This is a genomic window from Desulfobacterium sp. N47 (assembly GCF_051233685.1).
Classification (GTDB): domain Bacteria; phylum Desulfobacterota; class Desulfobacteria; order Desulfobacterales; family RPRI01; genus RPRI01.
Map to the genome: position 1 here is coordinate 1 of NZ_JBAMMY010000172.1, position 19,469 is coordinate 19,469.

Consider the following 19,469-nt stretch of genomic DNA (forward strand, 5'->3'; position numbering starts at 1 on the left):
CATTTAGGACAAATAAATCCTTCTGGCCAGCGAGTTTTGAGCAGCCAGGCATAACAGTCATCTTCACTCTGAAAGTCTTCCTGGAAAATCAACCAACTCATTTCCCCATAATTTGGCTTAACCCCAATATTGCTGCTCATGATGTTTATTATAAATAATTGGGTCAGCTAAGTCAATAGGCCAAATTTGATATTAGGATTATCTACTCCATATTTCGATTTGAAAATATCATTTTTCAAAACAATAGGGGGCAGAGGCGCCATGAATAACCGCCACAAGTTTCATCTTGTTTGGCATCATACCTGCGGAAGCAAATACATTGATCAAACGTGCTATATGGTCTAGTCCCTGATTTATCTTAACTTTATTATCTGCTGCTTTTGTAATGTCGAATAGAATTTTATAGTCAATAGATTTATCCGGCTGTACGGCTGCATCCGGTAATAGATGAACAGGGCCATATCCTTTAATAACCGGGTATTCCCACTCTTGTGCATAAGAATTATTTGAGCAAATAACTATTGACAAAATGACAAAAACCATTTTAATTAAGTTTTTCATGGCGGTTCTTCTTTCAATAATATTTTCTTTGCTTTTCATGAGACCTCCTTGCAACTCTTTTTATCTTTATCTTTACATTGAACTCATTGAATAGGGTAACCGGGCGCCCGGTCCTTGAGTTTCACACAACTCCTCTCCACTTACACCGCGCGCCCGGTTGACTCTGTAGTCAGGTCTAACAACTGAAAAGATACGTAAACCCCCCTTTTTGGAGATAGGCCCCCTTAGAATCATGACGTACAACACCCATCATTTCAGCCAAGCGGAAACCAGTCCTACAAAGACATTAAGAAGGCAACGAGGTCCTGCTTTTCCTTGGCGGTCAATTGGAGTTGTTGCACAAGGTTGAAGTATTCAACTGTATCTTCAAGTGTGAAGCATCGGCCGTCATGCAGATAGGGCGGGGAATCCTTGATGCCTCTCAAGGGAAAGGTTTTGATGGGTCCGTCATGTGCCATCATCATTCCATTTGCTACCTCCTGCTTGTAAAAACGTTCAGCCCGAAGATTATGCATGGTGTTGTCGGTGTAGTAGGGGGAAGGATGGCATGCGGAGCACTGAGCCTTCCCGTTAAAAAGAGTCTCACCGCGCAGTTCGTCCGGACTAGCCAAGGAGCGGTCGAGTTTGCCGTAGATATTGAGCTTGGACGCTGGTGGAAAATCCAGGATCGCCAGGAATTCGGCCATGAAATGCACCTGGGAGCCCCTTTCAAGAATGTTAACTCCTTTCTTGGCGGCCATACAGATATCTCCATCAAAATAGGCAGCACGCTGTTCAAACTCAGTGAAATCCTCCACTGTCTTCAAAGCACGTTGCGAACCGAATAACTGCTGGATGTTCACTCCCCGCAAGGTGGGCGTTTCAATACGGTGTCTGAATTCCTGTGGCCGAATGTCACCGACAAGATGGTTGGCCCCGTTGGTATGGCCGTTGGCATGGCAATCGAAACAGGTTACACCCAAGCTGGGTCTGTCGGTCCGGCGGTCTTCGGTCGCATTAAATTGCTGTTGCGGAAACTGGGTTACAAGAAGGCGCAGGCCCTCAAGCTGCTTGGGGTTCAGTATTCCGTTGAAAATCTCATAGTAGTTGTCGATAGTAATGAGACGCCCTTTTGCTATATCACCAAGATCGGGCCGGGTGGTCAGGTAAATTCCAGGGGCCGTATCCGGAAGGATATGCTCGGGCAGGTCGAAATCCAAATCAAAGCGTACCAACCGCGGCAGTGTTTTTGTGATCATCTCCGGGAAGAGCATGCCCCCCTCGGCGTGGTCTGCAAACGGGAGTGGTTTGTATGGGAAAACCCCCTTGCCTTTGATCTGTTCGGGAGTCATTTTGCCAAGCTGCTCCCACGTTACGCCCTTAAGTTTAGCTGTCGGCCCAACTGGTAGATGTTTTCCCCCAGACATAACAGCCTCGGTGTGTACCTTCTTTGAAAGATCATAACGGGAGTTCAGCAATTCCGCATGCTGTTTAGCCCGCTCGGCTTTCACGGCCATACGCGCTGATTTAATCTGGTCGAATGTGACGTCCTGGTTCGTCGGTCCATAGCTTGAGACAACCTTGCCCTGCTGCGCAGAGACAACCGCAGTGGCGGCCCCCGCAACCAACATAATGCAGATTGCAACTAATGCGAAACTATACTTCTTTTGTCGGTTCATTTTACACAGTCCTCCTTTTTTTAATAGTTATTTTTCACTGGATACAAGTCTGTCGTGTTTGGCGAAATGGGCTTTTTAATGGTTCATCATAAAACACCCCTTTCGTTGCGCTGAGACCAGCCAACCGCCGAGCACTCTATGCCGTCGGCTGAGGCAGCATTGTCATTTAAAGTGAGCGCCATAGAACCACCGTAGTTACCGTTCATAGCGTGGCATAGTGGCGCTCAGCAATTATTTCGCTTTTCTTCGAGTTCGATTCCAAGGCATTTCAGCCCATTACTAATCTGGGCGCGGACCGTGGGCGCATTCTCTCCGATGCCGCTTGCGAACACATGCCAATCCCGAAAAGAGCGATCAGAACTCCTGCATGTTCCAGGATAAAGCACGCGACCGTTCAGACTGCCGTCATCCAAGGTTCTCTGTCGCGAAATTCCAATTAATTAGTTTATCTAGCACTGCATTGACATAGTCCGCGCGTCGGTTCTGGTAATCCAGGTAGTAGGCGTGTTCCCATACGTCGATGGTCAATAACGGTTTTATGCCGGTGGTTATTGGCACATCTGCATTGCCGGTTTTAACCACCTTAAGCTTGTCGCCATCCAGCACAAGCCACACCCAGCCGCTGCCAAACTGAGCCATTGCCGCAGTCGCCAACTCCTTCTTGCAGGCATCCAAGGCGCCAAAAGAAATCTCTATCTTTTTCTTCAATACTGCTGGTGGCTCACCACCGCCCTTCGGACTCAGGCTATGCCAGTAAAACGTGTGGTTCCATGTTTGCGCTGCATTATTGAAGATCGCGGTCTTGTCAGCTTTGCTGGCTGTCATGGTGATGATTTTCTCCAACGGCAGGTCCGCAAACTCCGTTCCTGATATCAACTTGTTCAGATTATCGACATATCCCTTGTGATGCTTGCCGTAATGAAAGCTAACAGTATTTGCGGAGATTACAGGGGACAGCGCATTATCCGCGTAAGGCAGAGTTGGTAAAACATGTGAAGATACACTTTTGATCTTGTCATTGTTCATCTTTTTTCCTCCTATATTGTGTCGTAAAAGCCTAATGGCTTGTGATTCAGCGGCGCCGGGCCAAGCACAGCAAGGCAAAGCCATCCGCTGGACGCGGTTGTTGAACGGTTTTTCCCGGAAATTCATTACTTCATTTTCTTGATTAATTCTTCGACTTCTTCTGCCCCCTCGGCATAAAACTTTTCTTCATCGGGGGAAAGCACGCGAAGCAATCTCAAAAACTCTCCAGCGTGTACACGCTCCTCGTCAGCTATGTCCTTGAGCACTTTCACGGCGAGTTTGTTGTCGGTTGACTCGGCAAGCTGCATATATAACTGAATCGCTTCGTACTCTGCGGCCACCATGAAACGAATGGCTCTGACAAGCTCCACATCCTTGAGCTTCCTTTCGTTTGCCAACCCTGAAAAGGGTGATCCGAACTCTGGCATGTGTATTCTCCTTTCTTACTTTATTTTAAGCTTTCGCCTACGACAAAGCGCACCCGACGCGGGATCGCCTCCATCCGGCTACTTGCGGGGTTCCATTAACTGCTTGTTGTTTTGCTTATGGCGAAACTCGGATAAGTACCGGTAAATTTCAACCCTCGCCCGGTTGATGCCGCTAAAATTCACTATAACTACCAATAATAACAGGCAGGCATAAGGCAAAAAGAGGCATACACAAGGTTTTATCAGTCCATCGTCTCTTTGCCACAAGCTTTTCTACCTTCACCGGATCTACTTTTGCTTTGCCACATCAACCGTCTTGACAGATGCTTCCTGTTCAGCATTTTGTTATATTTTCAATCTTTGTGCCAGGTTTCCAATACTCAGCGTCATGCCACCCATCATTTTTCTTGGTTTCCGGCGGTTCCGGTTTATGATGGCTACCGGACGAAAATTCAATAAGCTCCGCAAAAGCGGAGAAGCCGGCGCCGAATGCCAGTAGCATCCCTTTTTGGCCGGGTTGTGGCCGGCCGCTGTCCAGAATCTCCCGCAAGACAAACAGAACGGAGGGTGACGACATGTTGCCGTAGTTCTTGAAAATGCTGTATGAAAAGCGCAGAGCCTCGACGTCAAGTTCCAGTTTTTTGGCGACTTGGGCCAACACCGCCGTGCCTCCCGGATGGACCGCCCACCAGGCAATGTCATTCCTGGAGAGGCCGTGCCGGTTCAGAAGCCCGGAGGCCACCTCCATCACGGTGCTTGCTCCGATAACCGGTACCCGCCTGCTCAGGTGGTTCCGCAGACGGCCGCCTTCCGTCCGGTAACGCAGCTCTTCGCGGTACCGGGGACAAAGACCTGCCGCAAAGTCCACCATTTTCACCAGTCCGTCCTGAGCGTTCTCCTTAGACAGGTCAAGAACGGCGGCGGCGGCGCCATCACCGAAAATGGAATTGCTCACCACCAGTTCCGGCTCATGACCGGGGAAAATGGTGGCCGAACAGATTTCCACGGCAAGGCTGAGAACCGGACCTTCATCGCTTCGGACCAGCATGGCGGCAGCAGCTTCAAGATTCGGAATCACCGCACCACACCGCATTCCCATCAAGTCCAGGAAGCGAATCGATGTCCTGAGCCCCAGATCTTCCGCGATATACGAGGAGAGTCCGGGGCAGAGGTAAGCGGTGCAGGTGTTGACAACCAAGCCGGATATATCGGCGGGTTCTACGCCGGCCTCCGCCAATGCGCGGCGTGCGGCGGCAATGGCTGTGCTGCGACTAAACTTGAGAAAGCGCGCCAACAGACGGTCGGGATCGGTTTCAAGGACATCCGCCTTCGTATCCATTCCCAGATAACGGCCTTTGATTTTGCCGTCCAGGAGAATACGGCGATACAGATCCCGTTCGGCCGGTTTCAGGGAGAAATGCGTGAAGAAGTATTCGTACGCCTCCTCCTGCGTTACATAAAATGGCGGGGTGGCGGTGCCCAGCCCTCTGAGGATGATGGATTTCACACGTTTTCTCCTGGTTTGAATCGGATGATAGCGGCGATCCGAAACCAACTGGCCGGCTCCACGGAAACCGTGACGTTGTCGAGTTGTCGCAACAAGGTTCTCAGTTCATCGATTTTGAAGCCGCGCCGGATCGAGAGCAGGGCGTCATGCCGGACCCCTGCCGGCGCAGCGGTGGCGACCAGCAGTATTCTTGCTGCCAGAGACGCCAGTTGCGAGCGACGCAGATCGTTTATCAGCATGCTGCTTCGCACGAAATCGCGGAGCCTGTGCAGCAGCATCAGGATCTGTGCATTGCTGAAATGATGGAAGCACATGGAGGTCACGGCATAATCGTACGGTTCGACGGGCTGGTGGGTGAAAGCGTCTTCCTGAAGCAGTTTCACCGGCGGGTTTCCCGCCCGGGCGAGCCGCCCGCGCGCAATGTCAATTGCATGGCTGGCCATTTCCAGGCAGGTGAAGTGCAGGGGGATGCCGTAAGCGCGCGCCCACCGGATCACTGCCAGCGGGATGTCGCAGCTTCCCGAGCCGATATCGAGGATGCGCAGTGGGGTGCAGGCATGGCGCTCGGCAGTTTCTGCGGCCAGAAAACGCCGGACCAACCGGATGCCGCCGAAGCGATAATTGACCGTCTCCATGAACCGGTAACTGGCGGCGGCCAGCGACGGATCACAGTCCGGCCGGTCCAGAAGCTCCATCGTCGTGGCGCGTGAGTCAGACACCCCAGAGCCCTCCCATTGCCATGGCATCGTCCATGTCCGCATACTTTCTCAATACCTCGGTACGGTACTCGGGTGAAATCAAAACTGCCTGGCCTGCAACCCGCTCGCAATAGCCGCAAGCCTGGCAGTCCATGGAGGCGCAGTCGCGGCCCCGAAAACCGTCCAAGAAATTCTCCGGAATCTGCTGCGCATCCACCCGGATCGGACACTCCTGCAGCGGCGAGAACCAGCCTTGCAGGCGCGCTAAGTCAAGCATCGGTTTCAATCTCAGCGGATTCACCTGCCGCGGCTTCCAGAAGTGGCGCAGAGTCCAGTGCGATTCCTTGTGAACCGGATTTTTAAAGCCATACGACAGCAGCAGTTCGGCCAGATTGCCGACAAACCGCCGCTCGCTGTATGCTTTGACGCGCCGCAGCAGTTCCATAGACGGAATTCCCCGTTCCAGAAGCTTGAAGGACGTGTATCCCATCGCTTCATACACAGCGAGGTCCTCCGGTCGAATCCAGGTTGATTTGATGAATTGCGACGGATCCGACAGCCGCTGCCGGGAACAGCGCATAAAGCAGTAATCGATGAAGAGTGTGTCTGTCTCGTCAGACGCATGTGCAAAACCGTTCTGATGATAGGTTTGCATTGGACAATTCATGAGGCAGACGTGATTCGCGATCAGTTCCAGATCGCATCGGACGGCCTGACGGATAGCTGCAAGGCGGGAGAAATTCCGGTTGATCGAGAAGCTCTCCAGAACGATAGCCTCCGCCCCGAGATCTTCCCAGAAGCGGGCGCGCCGGGGCGTATCCACTTGGGCGTAAATCCCGACACTTACCTTGAACTCGGGGAAACGGCGTTTGACCAGTTCCAGAAGAAACGGGGTGGATACGGTGACCCGGCGCACGCCCAAACCGTCCAGTTTGGTCAGCAGGGCTGTCATTCGTTTCTGCCAGGGACGCGTCCATTCCCTGTTGCCGAAACAGGCGCCGTTTAAAAGGTAATTGAAGGCAATGCCATGATGGTCGGGCAGGCGAATGTAACACCGCAGATCTGCTTCCGTGAACGGTGTCGCCAGGTAGCGGGGGCGGCCACCGCTGATACCGTCTGTGGGAAACTTGCCGTAAACTTCATCGACCGGGTACGCAGCAAGCTTCGGAACAAGTTCCGTATCGTAGTTCGCCGCCAGTGAGAACCTGGTTGGCCGGAGTGCGGCCCGGACGGCGCTTGTCGGCTCATTTGGCATATGGTTTATCCTCCGCGCTGGCAAAGCGACCTCAGATTTTAAGGAATGCCAGCAGATCGGCGTTAAGCTGATCTTTGTGTGTGTATGCGAGGCCGTGGGGTGCGCCCGCGTAGATCTTCAGGGTCGCGTTTTTTACCAGCTTCGACGAGCGAAGCGCCGCGGCGCCGATAGGCACGATCTGGTCGTCATCGCCGTGAAGAATTAGCGTCGACACATCGAACTTCTTGAGATCTTCGGTAAAATCCGTTTCGGAGAACGCCTTGATGCAGTCGTAGGTATTCTTGTGACCTGCCTGCATCCCCTGGAGCCAGAACGAGTCGATCATGCCCTGCGAGACCTTGGCGTCGGGTCTGTTTGCCCCGAAGAACGGGCCACTGGCGAGATCTTTGTAAAACTGCGAGCGGTCGGCGATGGAGCCTGCCCGGATCCCGTCGAACACCTCAATCGGCAAGCCACCGGGATTGGCCGCCGTTTTCAGCATCAGCGGCGGGACGGCGGAAATCAGCGCGGCCTTGGCCACCCGTTTCGTGCCATGGCGGCCTATATAGCGGGTAACCTCGCCACCGCCCGCTGAAAAACCGATTAGCACGGCGCTCTTGAGGGCGAGCGTTTCGATGAGCTCCGATAGGTCATCGGCATAGGTATCCATCTCGTTACCACTCCAGGGCTGGCTCGATCGGCCATGGCCGCGACGGTCATGGGCAATACAACGATAGCCGTTGGAGGCCAGAAACACCATCTGAGACTCCCAGCTATCCGCACTGAGGGGCCAGCCATGGCTGAATACAACAGGCTGTCCTGTGCCCCAGTCCTTGTAATAGATCTGCGTTCCATCTTTCGTCGTAATCATATCCATTTTTTGTTTCCTTTTTTTATTGATGTTCATTACCATGATTCATTTTTTTAATGTTTCACAACTAAATCACAGCTTCACCTTCCGCAGCCTTAATGCGTTGCTGATGACCGAGACGGAGCTTAAGCTCATTGCAGCGCCGGCAATGATGGGGCTGAGCAGTAGGCCGAAGAACGGGTAAAGCACCCCCGCCGCCACCGGAATTCCCAGCGAGTTGTAGATAAAGGCGAAGATCAGATTCTGCCGGATGTTCCCCATGGTGGCTCGACTCAGGCGGATGGCCTTGGTAATGCCGCGAAGATCGCCTTTCACGAGAGTGATGCCCGCGCTTTGCATGGCCACATCGGTACCGGTGCCCATGGCAATTCCGACATCCGCTTCACTGAGGGCGGGTGCGTCGTTGATACCGTCGCCGGCCATCGCAACGTGTTTGCCCTCCGCACGCAGCTTTTTGACGTGGGCGACTTTTCCGGCAGGGTCAATTTCGGCTTCCACCGCGTCAAGACCGAGTTGCTTGACCACAGCGTCGGCTGTGCGGCGGTTGTCGCCGGTGAGCATGACGATATCCAACCCGAGCGCGTGGAGATCCTTGATGGCTTCTGCAGTGGTGGCTTTGATCGGGTCGGCTACGGTGAGGATTCCTGCCGGTTTGCCATCAATGGCGACAAACATCGCGGTCTTGCCTTCTTCCTGAAGCTTCACGGCCGAGGCTTCCAGTTGCTCCAAACCGGTGATCTTTTCGTTCCGCAGGAAATCCGGTTTGCCGATCATCACCGCACGACCGGCAACGGTGCCGACAACACCGCCCGCTGTAACCGAGCGGAAGTCATTCACATTCTCAAGAACGATGTCTTGTTCCCTGGCCCCCCGCACAATCGCTGCCGCGAGCGGATGTTCGCTGTTCTGCTCCAGAGAGGAGGCCATATGCAGTAATTCCTTCGCATCAAAACCGTCGTTGGGCAGGACATCCATGAGCCTGGGTTTGCCTTCTGTGAGCGTACCTGTCTTGTCCACGACGAGCGAGGTGATTTTTTCCAATCGTTCGAGCGCCTCGGCGTTTTTCACGAGCACGCCTTCCTGAGCGCCGCGTCCCACACCAACCATTATGGACATGGGGGTTGCCAAGCCGAGGGCGCAGGGGCAGGCAATGATGAGTACCGCTACGGCGTTGACAATGGCGTGCGCGAGCTTTGGCTCCGGCCCCAGCCACATCCAGAGGATGAAGGTAAGCACCGACACTGCCAACACTGCCGGTACGAAGATCCCCGCGACCTTGTCGGCGAGACCCTGGATGGGCGCCCGGCTGCGCTGAGCCTGGGCCACCATGTTCACGATCTGGCCGAGCAAAGTATCGTTACCGATCCGTTCGGCACGCATGACAAAACTGCCGGAACCATTAACAGTGCCGCCCGTCACTTTGTCGCCGACGTTCTTTTCCACCGGGAGCGGTTCACCGGTGACCATCGACTCTTCCACGCTGGAATGGCCTTCAACCACCTCGCCATCCACGGGCACCTTGTCACCGGGAACCACGTGCAACCAGTCACCGACCTTCACTTGTTCGAGCGGGACTTCATTATCGCCTCCGGGTGCGACTTGTCGCGCCGTGGGCGGCGCGAGGTTCAGCAAAGCTTTGATGGCACTGCCTGTCCGGCTGCGGGCCCGAAGTTCGAGCACCTGGCCGAGGAGCACTAGCACCGTGACCATCCCGGCGGCCTCAAAGTAAATATCGACCTTGCCTTCATGCAGCATTGTTCTTGGGAACAGGTCGGGCATGAGCATCGCCACGGCGCTAAAGACAAAGGCTGCACCAACGCCGATGCTGATCAGCGTGAACATGTTCAGGTTAAGGGTCATGATGGAACGCCCGCCACGTTTAAAAAACGGCCAGCCAGCCCACAAGACCACGGGGGTGGTAAGCGCAAATTGAATCCACCGCGAAACTTCGCCCTTTACCCATGGTTGCCTGCCCAACGCCGGGATCAAGTGTGCCATTGCCAGGACAAACACCGGCACCGCCAGTGCGGCGCCGATCCAAAAGCGCCTGGTCATGTCTCGCAGTTCAGCATTCTCTTCATCATCCGTGCCTGCTTTCACCGTTTTTGACTCCAGCGCCATACCACACTTTGGGCATTCGCCGGGATGATCCTGCTCGATCTCAGGGTGCATCGGACAGGTGTGGATAGACTTACCCGGCGGCTTGGCTTCTGGCTTGGATTCGGGTTTAGCCTCGGGCTTAGCGGTCGCGGGCGTTGACAGAAACTTCTGCCGACAGGAGTCGCTGCAAAAGTAGAATGTTTTTCCGTCGCGCTCGATATGCAGCGCGGACGCTTCATCCACCGTCATGCCGCAGATGGGATCTTTGGCCATAATTAGTCCTCCATCTCAGGTTATTGTTGTCCCATCCCACCGCCCGGGCCATGTCCCATCATTCCACGGCGATGTTCACCCATTTCCTTCCACATCGAACCATTGGTTTTACCGCCCATCCAACAATTGTTCCAATTGAACTCTTGTCGGCTCTGGTCCGCGCCGTTACCGATCCAACCGTGATGCACCTGACCTCCTCGTAACCAATCCGTCTGGCCGTAAAACCGGCTGCAGAAACCGGGCGGGTCACTGGCTGTCGGCTGGGGTTGAAGCTCGATCGTTTGATCGCCGCTTCCGATCATCAGGGGTTTATTTTCAATGGGCTGACTTTTTTTAAGGTTCTGGTCCCAGGTGTGGACCATCACCTCGCCAGTGTCAGCGTTGGCAACGATTTCGGCTTTCGCCTTGCCGTTATTTAACATCACCACGTCGCCTCCGTTTGGACCTGCCTGCGTGGATGAGCAGGACTGTATGGTCATCATTGCAAGCAGCAGTCCGATACCGCCGATAACTGAAATTATGCCTTTCATATAAGAATCTCCTGTTGGTTAGTGATGCAGTGCATCCGCATCGCATGATTACGGTTTGAGTTTATGCACAGTAGCGCTGGTTGCTACTAAGGAAATGCCCACCGCCGCTGTCCCATCAAGCGACATCTCTTGCTCTTCGCTCGTTTGAATTTCGAATTTCGTAAGCGGTTCTTTCAACTGATTTCACTCGCCGCTTCCTTCATGATTTTAACAATCGTGTCCTCCACTTCCTGCGCCACACCTTCAAGTTGCGGCGTGTTGAACATCGCCAGCAGCGTTGTTGGCTTCAATGTAGCCAGCATGGTTTTACCGCCCTCCTCGTAAATGGAGATCCGGCATGGCAGTGCGGTGGAGATGCTCATGTTTTGGTCGAGAACCTTCTTCGCTTGTTGCGGCTGGCAGACCTCGAAAATCAAACATTCACGGGGAAAATCCACCCCCTTTTTCGCCATGGTCTCTTTGAGGTTGTGAACCTGCATGACGCCAAAGTGATTGGACTGGACGGCGGCCTTCAAGTCAGCCGCAGTTTCACTCACGGTTTTGTCGGTAGGTAATTTGATCAACATATGTTTCCTTTCATGGTTAACAGTTCACTTCACAGGGAGTTGTGAACTCACGATTATTTCTTGGACAGCTTGATAATCACGACGACCAGCAAGATCACCACCAGTACGCCGATCACTGTCCAAATCCACATTTCTCCGCCCGACCATCCACCCATCCATCCACTCATCCATCCGTCTGAATGGTTCATCATAGACCCCCCATCTGTATGGTTCATTATAAAGCTCCTTTTGTTGTGGCTTTGTGGCTCCGAGTAGTCATTTCTGTTCCTTCATTTCCTGGCAGCGTTCCATCCGCCGAAAACGAATCCGTTTTAAAGATTTATTTCGTCGCATTTTCGAATTTCCTTTTTTCATTAGCCATGCCAAGTCCGAGTGCGTGGCACACCGAGCGCGCGATCATGAGTTCTTCGTCAGTATGAATGACGCGGATCGCAACCCGGCTGGTCGTTGCGGAAATCACGCCCGCATTTGCTACATTACGCTTTTCTTTGAGTTCTATTCCAAGAAATTCTAACCCATCGCAAATTCTGGCACGGACTATGGGAGCATTTTCTCCGATGCCGCCTGCAAACACTATCGTATCAAGTCCGCCCAATGCCGCCGCGAATGCGCCGATACATTTCTTAATCTGATAGCAAAACAATGCTACCGCTTCAGCCGCCCGATCATCCTGTTTTTCAAGTTCGAGCAAGTCATGCATGTCGGAACTGGTCTCTGACACACCGAGTAGCCCGGACTGAAAGTTGACCATCTTATTAAATTGCTTGGCGCTCATTTTTTCAGTTCGCGCTAGATACCAGAGCAGTCCGGGATCGATATCACCGGAACGGGTGCTCATCGGCACACCGGCTGCTGGGGTGAAGCTCATACTTGTGTCTATAGATTTGCCGTCATGCACCGCAGCCAGGCTAGCGCCATTGCCGAGGTGGGCAAGAATGATCCGGCCCTGTGCAGATTCTTTTCCGGCCAAACGGGCCAGTTCTCCCATCAGAAACGCATATGATAACCCGTGGAATCCATATCGCCTCACACCTTGTTCTTCATAGCGACGCGGAATCGGTAATAATCTGGCCACGCGCGGCAAGTTATGGTGAAAAGCCGTGTCAAAACACGCCACTTGGTGCAGATCGGGAAACCGGCGATGAAATGCCCCGGTCAACAGGATTTCCTCTGGCAGATGCTCAGGATCGAATGGGCTAAGCCGCTGAAGTTCTTCAACCATTTCACTAGTGATACGTTGCGGCTTACTATACTTCGGCCCTCCATGAACCACGCGATGCCCAACCGCGGTTAATGTATCAAGCCCGCTGTGCTGTTCGATCCAATCCATAAGAACTCCCACTGCCGCAGTGTGATCCGGCGCTGCTATTAACCGCGAAAAGTTGTCTGCCTGGTTTGAGCTTTTCACCCGAAATGTGGCATTCGACAGTCCAATGCGCTCAATTGTACCTTCCAGAATTCTTTTAAGCGGGTCGCCGGCTTCAAATAGCGCAAACTTGATGCTGGATGAGCCGCCATTAATTGTCAGGATTAGTGGGTTAGCCGTTTTAATTAATGATTCTTTCGGCATTGTTATTTTATTCATCTTCTTTCCATCCGTTGATCGGATCATCGCTGCCACAAGATTTTAGCGGCTTCCAGGGGAACCTCAACTCCTTCATAGTAGGGTATCAGTCTTGCTGTATAGTCTGTCGCAGGGCGGTCGTCAGACACGACAGCACCATAAATATGACCACCCAAAGAGCCTGCCAGTTGGCGAAGCGGTTTCATCTCCTGCCTTACCGGCGCGTCGCCGTTTATTCCGTCTGCATAAAGCTCGACTCGTACCGCATCCTGATTTATGTCATTCAGATAGACCTGAACTTCATATACGTGCTGCTTGTCTTCTGTTTGAACCTTCATTTCGCCGAAACGCAATGTTGGCCATAGTTTCTCCATCTCTTTGCGCCAATTAACTATCTGCACAGCCACCGCACCCTTATTGGCAGCACGTTTCATATAGGCTAAAGCCGCCGGGAGGTAGTGCTGTTCGGTATATTCGCGTACCGTGCGGTTGGCGGAGAAACGCGGTGTCAACTGCGCCATGCTTTCCCGCATCCGCGCGACCCATGCGCCGGGTATGCCATTCTTATCACGGGTATAAAACTCGGGGATAACCTCCTGCTCCAGCAGATCATAAAGGGCGTCGGCTTCGGCAGCGTCCCAGGCCGGATCGTCACCATGTTCCAGGCCGTCCCCCAACGCCCACCCTACTTCAGGTGTGTATGCTTCCGCCCACCAGCCATCCAATTCCGAGAGATTGATGCCTCCGTTTACGAGCACCTTCATGCCGCTTGTTCCGCAAGCCTCCCAGGGTCGCCGTGGAGTGTTGATCCAGACGTCCACCCCCTGCACCAGATGTTCCGTTAACAGCATGTCGTAATCGCTCAAAAAAACAATGTGCGGCCAGGCCTCCGGTTGGCGGATAAAATTAATCCATTCATGGATCAAAGCCTGCCCAGCCAGGTCCTCCGGGTGGGCCTTGCCGGCGATGACGAGTTGCACCGGCCGCTTAGGGTTGCTTAACAGACGAAGCAGCCGATCCGGGTCGTGTAACAGCAGGTTTGGCCTCTTGTAAGTTGTAAAGCGCCGTGCAAAGCCCAGTGTCAATGCGTTGGGATCAAACAAATACTTCGCACCTTCAACCGCATCTACAGGCGCGCCGGAGGCGTCCAGCTGCCTGGAAAATCGCTCGCGCGCGTATTCAACAAGAGACTTTCCGGCGTCGATGCGAAATTGCCAAAGTTTGGAGTCGGATATGCTGCGAATATCCTGCTCCAGGGTTTCCGTTGTTCCAAGCCACCGGTCTTTACTGCAAACATTTGTCCAAAGTTCATCGGCTGCCACTGAGTCCCAGCTTGGCATATGAACTCCATTAGTAACGTGACCAACGGGTACTTCGTCCAATGGCCAGTGGGGAAAAAGGAGTTCAAAAAGATGCCGGCTGACTTTCCCATGCAAGCGACTTACGCCATTAACCGCTCCGCTGCCCCGGATTGCCAGATAAGCCATGTTAAAGCTTTCCGAAGAATCATTCGGATTCTGACGGCCCAGGGCCAGCAAATCATGAAGTGTTATGTTAAGCCTCTGCTTGGCATAACCACCAAGGTATTGATCAATAAGAGAAGGAGCGAAACGGTCAAAACCTGCGGTAACCGCCGTGTGGGTTGTAAACAGGTTCCCCGCCCGTGTCGCAGCCAACGCTACTTCGAATGGCTGACCGGTTTCTTGCATGAAACTGCGGGCGCGTTCCAGCACTGCAAAGGCTGCATGCCCTTCATTCAGATGGCAGACTTCAGGATGGATGCCAAGTGCTTCAAGCAGTCGCCATCCACCGATGCCGAGCAGCAGTTCCTGCTTGAGACGCAGCTCCGGCCCGCTTCCGTACAACTCGCTGGTAATTCCCCGATGCACCGGAAAGTTCGCCGCATCATTGCTGTCCAGCAGGTAAAGCTTTACTCTGCCTACCTGAACCTGCCAGGCTCGCAACCAGACCGAATAACCTGGCAGAGAGATCTCCAGGCGCAACCAGTCGCCGTTTTCCTGGCGCAAAGGGGTGATCGGCAGCTGCCCCGGATCATTATACGGGAAGAGTGCCTGTTGGTTCCCGTTTTTGTCGATCATCTGGCGAAAATAGCCTTGCTGGTATAGCAGACATAGTCCGACTACCGGTACGCCCAGGTCGTCGGCAGCCTTGAGCTGATCACCGGCTACATTGCCAAGACCGCCTGAATAGATGGGAAGTGCTTCGCTCAACATGAATTCCATGCTGAAATATGCGGCACAGGTCAGAGGAGCCTGAGGATGATATTGCTGAAACCACGCCTGCGCTTTCTCCGCCTGATGCTTGCCTAACAGCAGATCATCAATGTTCTTGCGGAATTCATGATCGGTCAGTACACGCTCGAGCTGATCCCGCGAGACTGTCTGCAAGACAACCCAGGGATTATGCGTCAGATTCCAAAGTTCGGAATTAAGCTGCCGCCAAATTTCATCGGTGGCATGATTCCACGACGAGCGCATATCCAGAGCAAGCTCAACCAGGGAATCGAATCCTTCGATTTCTATAGGTAAAAGGCTGTATATCGGGTGGCTGGCACGTGTTTGTTTGGCCATTATCTTTCCTTTCCGTTGGGATTTTATTTGAATTTAAAAAGCCAGTTTCAAAATGTCCCATTTAGGCCGATCTTTTGCATTGGGCTCAAATTTTGCACGCAGTGAAGCATAGCGCTATCATCAAAATACTAAATGTATTCCTGCGGTTAAAATTTTCGCCCGGTTTAAAGAATATATAACTCGCATATTTTACGGTAATGATGCCCATATATTGAAAGCGTGATGGCAGTCGGCAGTTGCCTGGGTTTTCGAATCAGTGTCCAGATTATAAGTTTCCAGTATTGAAAACGTTCCTTACCCAAAACCCCGAGCCGGAAAGCGGATCGAAAGAATGAAAGGAACCGCTGAAAATTTATCGGCTGTTTGATTTCAGGTGTCTTCAGTTCCTTCAATAAAGTTCTGACCCGCCGGTAGTAATATTTAGGAGAATAAATCTGTTTCATAATCGATTGATACCCGTCCAAAAGCTTGTCCATACCCATTCGGGGAATTATATTGGTTGTTCCATTAACATTGTCTCCGGAAAAAGTATCGACCACCCGGCTTTCTCCTTGAAGCCGCTTAAAGAGACGTGTTCCGGGAATGGCCTGCAGCATTCCAACCATTGCGGTAGCGATTCCGCTTTTCTGAATGAAATCGATCTGCTTCTGAAAAATAGAAGGCATGTCGTTATCAAAACCCACTATAAAACCGCCCATCACCTGCAATCCGGAACGGTGGATAATCGCCACACTTTCAAGAAGATCCCGGTTTTTATTCTGGGTTTTATGACACTCCGTTAAACTGGCTTCATCCGGTGATTCGATGCCGATAAAAACAGCATCGAATCCGGCCTTAACCATCAGATCAAGCAGCTCAGGGTCATCGGCGAGATTGATAGAAGCTTCCGTAAAAAAAACACATCCTTTTTTATCTTTGCGCCATTCGATAAGGGCAGGCAGCAAATGAGTCTTAAGATAACCTTTGTTTCCGATAAAATTGTCATCAACAAAAAATATGCTGCCGCGCCAGCCTAAAGTATAAATAAGATCCAGTTCAGAGATGATTTGCTGAGGTGTTTTTAAGCGCGAACGGTGACCGAACAGAGTCGTAACATTACAGAATTCACAGTTAAAAGGACATCCTCTTGAAAACTGAATGCTCATGGATGCATATCGTTTCGTTTTTATCAAATCCCATGATGGAGCCGGGGTATCGCAAAGATCGCAAAAACCCGACGCCCTGTAAATTTTTTTCGGTTGTCCGTTTTGCAAATCAGACAAAAAAGCGGGAAATGTCAATTCCGCTTCGTCAAGAACAAGATGGTCCACTTCCTTAAACTCATCAGGTTCGGAAGTAAAAAGCGGCCCTCCGGCAACTACTTTTAAGTTCAAAGCTTTACAGCGGGCGATGATTTGTTTCGCAGATTCCCGCTGAACCGCCATGCCTCCGATAAAGACCATATCCGCCCATAGAAGGTCTTTATCCTTAAGACTGTCCACATTTACGTCCACAAGGCGTTTGGACCATTTGTCCGGCAAAAGGGATGCTACGGTAAGCAGGCCAAGCGGAGGGAAGGCGGCTTTTTTTCCGATAAAACTTAAAGCGAAAGTAAAAGACCAAAAGGTATCCGGAAATTTTGGGTAAATAAGAAGTACGTTCATATCGGCATGCTCCTTTCCGTTATCCCGGCGACTTCTTTGATCTTATATCCCGCATGGCACATCTTGCCTCCTGCGTTATTTTTTATGCTTGATTTCATAGCATTTTTCCTGTTTCTCATTAAATGGTTTGTTGCAATACATGGCATTTCACCGATTGTACTTCGTAAATATGTTGCGTTCATGTTATTACTTAATTGTAATACGCTGTTTACTTTGGCTATAATTATCTATTTTGTAAATAGGTGTATAGGTTCATTTTGCCTGGGAGATTTTCCTGTTTTAAGGAATCTATAATTAAAAAAATATTAAGTACCTTTCATTCAAAACAAATTAACAGTTTCCTGCTAAGCACAAAAGTTCATAAATTCGGTTATGTATTGTCATTTCGAACGAAGTTTTGCATTTCAAGTTCGACCTGGTGGACTTTAAGTTCATGGACAAGCTTCTGCGTAGTTTCTTAGACCCCTGAAGGCTGTATGCCGACTTTTTGCGAATGTAACCGATTTTCAGCGTGGTGACTCAGTTCAGCTGCTGATGTGAGCTTATTTTTGCGGTATTTGCTTTTCTATTTCTAACTGGCGGGAGAAGAAGAATTTTTTATGCAAACCCTTCAATCTTTTCATATAAAACCCAATGCAGTTTGCCTATACATTGGTAGTGATGTTCGCTGAAGGGGAAGTAATTATAAAAAAATCTTAAAACATCCGATGCTGCTAATACCAGAAGGAATCGCCTTCATGAGGTTCCATCATGTTTCCGTGTTTGCCGATAAATCGCAATCCATGTAAAGATTTATTAGCCATACATTCTTTTTGAAGCACACCTAATCCAAAAGGATGTATCAGATAAAGACCGCTTGTATTAATAACGATATTTTTATTTTTACTGCTGTATTTTTTCAGAGCATTAACCAATACCGTTGCTGAAGATCCGTCAAATTCACCCATCAGCTCAAGATACAGGTTAGCTTTGCTTTGATGTGCAGTTATTCTGAAATTTGATGCCATTGTTTAACCCTCAATTGATGATTGTATACCTCAATCACCGGAACCCTTATTAGCCATCATCATGAACCGATGATGGCTAAATATTGTCTATATCAGTAATCAGGGCTGAGAATATGAAAATGAAAATGTTTCAAGTTCTGAAAAATTATTAAAGCATGATATTATACCAACCAAATTCATCTGTACTTGATTCAGTATCTTGCAATCATCTGAACAAGCCGGTAGATTCTTTTTTAATTTGCAATCTCTGCAAGGACTTTTTGCAAGATATCCGGTGAAGCATTCAAGTTTTTTTGCATATGAAAAATCCATTTTATCCTCCGGTGATTTTAGCGGTTTTCCGGTAAATACTTCATGCCTTATACAAGATCTACATTGGAACGCAGTTGGGCAATCTGAATACCCAGACCTATACATTGTTTTCCGGCCATGCACATATCAGCGTCCTCAGGCTCCATATGAGTTTTAAGCTCATGGCTTCCCTTTTTAAGATCAACAATCCAGGCTTTTTTCATATTATCAAAGTCAACTTTCACATCTATTCCACAAGCGCCGATATCCGGATATATTGATTTGATTTTTTCACACAATTCGTTTTTGTTATACATTTTCAACTCCTTTCAACATATAAATTTAATTGTCATAAATCAGCTCTGCTAAAAGTCTTTTATTTTCGATAAAGCAGCATTCTTTCACATAAGGTCATTCGGACGATATGTCGGTTTCTCCATCCCTCCTTTCTTATGACATACATGTCTTTATCTTCTTAGAGGTTATGCAATTTTATTGCCATTGCAATATATAAAAAATATTAAATATATATTATGCTGTAATAACAATAAATAACGCTATATAATAGGATAGTTTAATAATAGCTGGCTAATTTGTTTAGTATCAGTATATGGCTTAATGTCAATATATTGATACTGTATTAGACAGGGCATGACCGGTTTATCAAAATTAGCTTTGTACAGGTTATATGAAGTTTGTGATGTATTTGATATTTTAAAATATGAAACTGGCTCTGTAAACAAAAAGCCGCCCCGAAAAAGGGCGGCCCCGATAATTAATAAGGAGTTGTCACAAAATAACGTTTACAATTTATCTGTTGATCGATATGGCATTATTGTATAATTCCAATCTCCATGGAATTCATTACGACTGATATTTACTCGGCGAAGATCCTTATCTGATATTTTAATACCTTTCGGA

General features: G+C 50.3%; 20 protein-coding genes. All 20 read right to left on the reverse strand.

The features are described from left to right. Positions 1 to 128: transposase (locus VXK47_RS11015; RefSeq protein ID WP_435548797.1), on the reverse strand; the 128-nt coding region annotated here is incomplete at its 3' end. 100 nt (positions 129 to 228) lie between these two features. After that, positions 229 to 600 carry a hypothetical protein gene (locus VXK47_RS11020; protein WP_435548833.1) on the reverse strand — a complete coding sequence of 124 codons (372 nt, stop codon included), beginning with the start codon at positions 598 to 600 and terminating at the stop codon, positions 229 to 231. Between the two features lie 236 nt (positions 601 to 836). Beyond that, on the reverse strand, positions 837 to 2,219 hold the full coding sequence (locus VXK47_RS11025; protein WP_435548834.1) for a cytochrome B6: 1,383 nt from the start codon (positions 2,217 to 2,219) through the stop codon (positions 837 to 839). 224 nt (positions 2,220 to 2,443) lie between these two features. Continuing rightward, on the reverse strand, positions 2,444 to 2,605 hold the full coding sequence (locus VXK47_RS11030) for a hypothetical protein (RefSeq protein ID WP_435548835.1): 162 nt from the start codon (positions 2,603 to 2,605) through the stop codon (positions 2,444 to 2,446). Positions 2,606 to 2,624: 19 nt separating this feature from the next. Then, positions 2,625 to 3,245, reverse strand: coding sequence for a superoxide dismutase (locus VXK47_RS11035; protein ID WP_435548836.1), 621 nt, complete (start codon positions 3,243 to 3,245; stop codon positions 2,625 to 2,627). A 125-nt stretch (positions 3,246 to 3,370) separates the two neighbouring features. Continuing rightward, complete coding sequence (locus VXK47_RS11040; protein WP_435548837.1) at positions 3,371 to 3,673, reverse strand: ferritin family protein; 303 nt, start codon at positions 3,671 to 3,673, stop codon at positions 3,371 to 3,373. A 334-nt stretch (positions 3,674 to 4,007) separates the two neighbouring features. Next, positions 4,008 to 5,180 (reverse strand): type III polyketide synthase, encoded by a 1,173-nt coding sequence (locus tag VXK47_RS11045; protein ID WP_435548838.1) that lies wholly within the window; start codon positions 5,178 to 5,180, stop codon positions 4,008 to 4,010. After that, positions 5,177 to 5,899: a methyltransferase domain-containing protein gene (locus VXK47_RS11050; protein ID WP_435548839.1), complete on the reverse strand. Its 723-nt coding sequence runs from the start codon at positions 5,897 to 5,899 to the stop codon at positions 5,177 to 5,179. Before VXK47_RS11050 ends, VXK47_RS11045 begins: the two co-directional genes overlap by 4 nt. Continuing rightward, complete coding sequence (locus tag VXK47_RS11055) at positions 5,892 to 7,133, reverse strand: U32 family peptidase (protein ID WP_435548840.1); 1,242 nt, start codon at positions 7,131 to 7,133, stop codon at positions 5,892 to 5,894. Before VXK47_RS11055 ends, VXK47_RS11050 begins: the two co-directional genes overlap by 8 nt. 31 nt (positions 7,134 to 7,164) lie before the next feature. After that, positions 7,165 to 8,019, reverse strand: coding sequence for an alpha/beta fold hydrolase (locus VXK47_RS11060; protein ID WP_435548841.1), 855 nt, complete (start codon positions 8,017 to 8,019; stop codon positions 7,165 to 7,167). Between the two features lie 36 nt (positions 8,020 to 8,055). Next, entirely contained in the window at positions 8,056 to 10,356 is a 2,301-nt protein-coding gene (locus tag VXK47_RS11065; protein ID WP_435548842.1) for a heavy metal translocating P-type ATPase, read from the reverse strand. Between the two features lie 20 nt (positions 10,357 to 10,376). Next, positions 10,377 to 10,886 (reverse strand): hypothetical protein, encoded by a 510-nt coding sequence (locus VXK47_RS11070; protein ID WP_435548843.1) that lies wholly within the window; start codon positions 10,884 to 10,886, stop codon positions 10,377 to 10,379. A gap of 173 nt (positions 10,887 to 11,059) precedes the next feature. Beyond that, positions 11,060 to 11,452 (reverse strand): DUF302 domain-containing protein, encoded by a 393-nt coding sequence (locus tag VXK47_RS11075; RefSeq protein WP_435548844.1) that lies wholly within the window; start codon positions 11,450 to 11,452, stop codon positions 11,060 to 11,062. Between the two features lie 53 nt (positions 11,453 to 11,505). Then, on the reverse strand, positions 11,506 to 11,667 hold the full coding sequence (locus tag VXK47_RS11080; RefSeq protein WP_435548845.1) for a hypothetical protein: 162 nt from the start codon (positions 11,665 to 11,667) through the stop codon (positions 11,506 to 11,508). 104 nt (positions 11,668 to 11,771) lie between these two features. Further along, entirely contained in the window at positions 11,772 to 13,037 is a 1,266-nt protein-coding gene (locus VXK47_RS11085; RefSeq protein WP_435548846.1) for an acetate/propionate family kinase, read from the reverse strand. Between the two features lie 23 nt (positions 13,038 to 13,060). Continuing rightward, positions 13,061 to 15,607 carry an alpha-glucan family phosphorylase gene (glgP, locus tag VXK47_RS11090; protein WP_435548847.1) on the reverse strand — a complete coding sequence of 849 codons (2,547 nt, stop codon included), beginning with the start codon at positions 15,605 to 15,607 and terminating at the stop codon, positions 13,061 to 13,063. Positions 15,608 to 15,771: 164 nt separating this feature from the next. Next, positions 15,772 to 17,250 (reverse strand): B12-binding domain-containing radical SAM protein, encoded by a 1,479-nt coding sequence (locus VXK47_RS11095; protein ID WP_435548848.1) that lies wholly within the window; start codon positions 17,248 to 17,250, stop codon positions 15,772 to 15,774. A 713-nt stretch (positions 17,251 to 17,963) separates the two neighbouring features. Continuing rightward, entirely contained in the window at positions 17,964 to 18,257 is a 294-nt protein-coding gene (locus VXK47_RS11100; RefSeq protein ID WP_435548849.1) for a hypothetical protein, read from the reverse strand. A 359-nt stretch (positions 18,258 to 18,616) separates the two neighbouring features. Continuing rightward, the gene (locus tag VXK47_RS11105; protein WP_435548850.1) at positions 18,617 to 18,865 is read right to left on the reverse strand and encodes a hypothetical protein; all 249 of its coding nucleotides are present in this window, start codon (positions 18,863 to 18,865) and stop codon (positions 18,617 to 18,619) included. Between the two features lie 486 nt (positions 18,866 to 19,351). Further along, on the reverse strand, positions 19,352 to 19,469 hold a 118-nt coding region (locus VXK47_RS11110), incomplete at its 5' end, for an ISAzo13-like element transposase-related protein (RefSeq protein WP_435548851.1).

What these genes read in the sequence shown, in the direction of transcription:
- VXK47_RS11020 (WP_435548833.1), bottom strand. Translation starts at nt 600, where the DNA reads ATGAAAAGCAAAGAAAATATTATTGAAAGAAGAACCGCCATGAAAAAC.
- VXK47_RS11025 (WP_435548834.1), bottom strand. Translation starts at nt 2,219, where the DNA reads ATGAACCGACAAAAGAAGTATAGTTTCGCATTAGTTGCAATCTGCATT.
- VXK47_RS11035 (WP_435548836.1), bottom strand. Translation starts at nt 3,245, where the DNA reads ATGAACAATGACAAGATCAAAAGTGTATCTTCACATGTTTTACCAACT.
- VXK47_RS11040 (WP_435548837.1), bottom strand. Translation starts at nt 3,673, where the DNA reads ATGCCAGAGTTCGGATCACCCTTTTCAGGGTTGGCAAACGAAAGGAAG.
- VXK47_RS11055 (WP_435548840.1), bottom strand. Translation starts at nt 7,133, where the DNA reads ATGCCAAATGAGCCGACAAGCGCCGTCCGGGCCGCACTCCGGCCAACC.
- VXK47_RS11060 (WP_435548841.1), bottom strand. Translation starts at nt 8,019, where the DNA reads ATGAACATCAATAAAAAAAGGAAACAAAAAATGGATATGATTACGACG.
- VXK47_RS11065 (WP_435548842.1), bottom strand. Translation starts at nt 10,356, where the DNA reads ATGGCCAAAGATCCCATCTGCGGCATGACGGTGGATGAAGCGTCCGCG.
- VXK47_RS11070 (WP_435548843.1), bottom strand. Translation starts at nt 10,886, where the DNA reads ATGAAAGGCATAATTTCAGTTATCGGCGGTATCGGACTGCTGCTTGCA.
- VXK47_RS11075 (WP_435548844.1), bottom strand. Translation starts at nt 11,452, where the DNA reads ATGTTGATCAAATTACCTACCGACAAAACCGTGAGTGAAACTGCGGCT.
- VXK47_RS11080 (WP_435548845.1), bottom strand. Translation starts at nt 11,667, where the DNA reads ATGAACCATACAGATGGGGGGTCTATGATGAACCATTCAGACGGATGG.
- VXK47_RS11085 (WP_435548846.1), bottom strand. Translation starts at nt 13,037, where the DNA reads ATGAATAAAATAACAATGCCGAAAGAATCATTAATTAAAACGGCTAAC.
- glgP (WP_435548847.1), bottom strand. Translation starts at nt 15,607, where the DNA reads ATGGCCAAACAAACACGTGCCAGCCACCCGATATACAGCCTTTTACCT.
- VXK47_RS11095 (WP_435548848.1), bottom strand. Translation starts at nt 17,250, where the DNA reads ATGAACGTACTTCTTATTTACCCAAAATTTCCGGATACCTTTTGGTCT.
- VXK47_RS11100 (WP_435548849.1), bottom strand. Translation starts at nt 18,257, where the DNA reads ATGGCATCAAATTTCAGAATAACTGCACATCAAAGCAAAGCTAACCTG.
- VXK47_RS11105 (WP_435548850.1), bottom strand. Translation starts at nt 18,865, where the DNA reads ATGTATAACAAAAACGAATTGTGTGAAAAAATCAAATCAATATATCCG.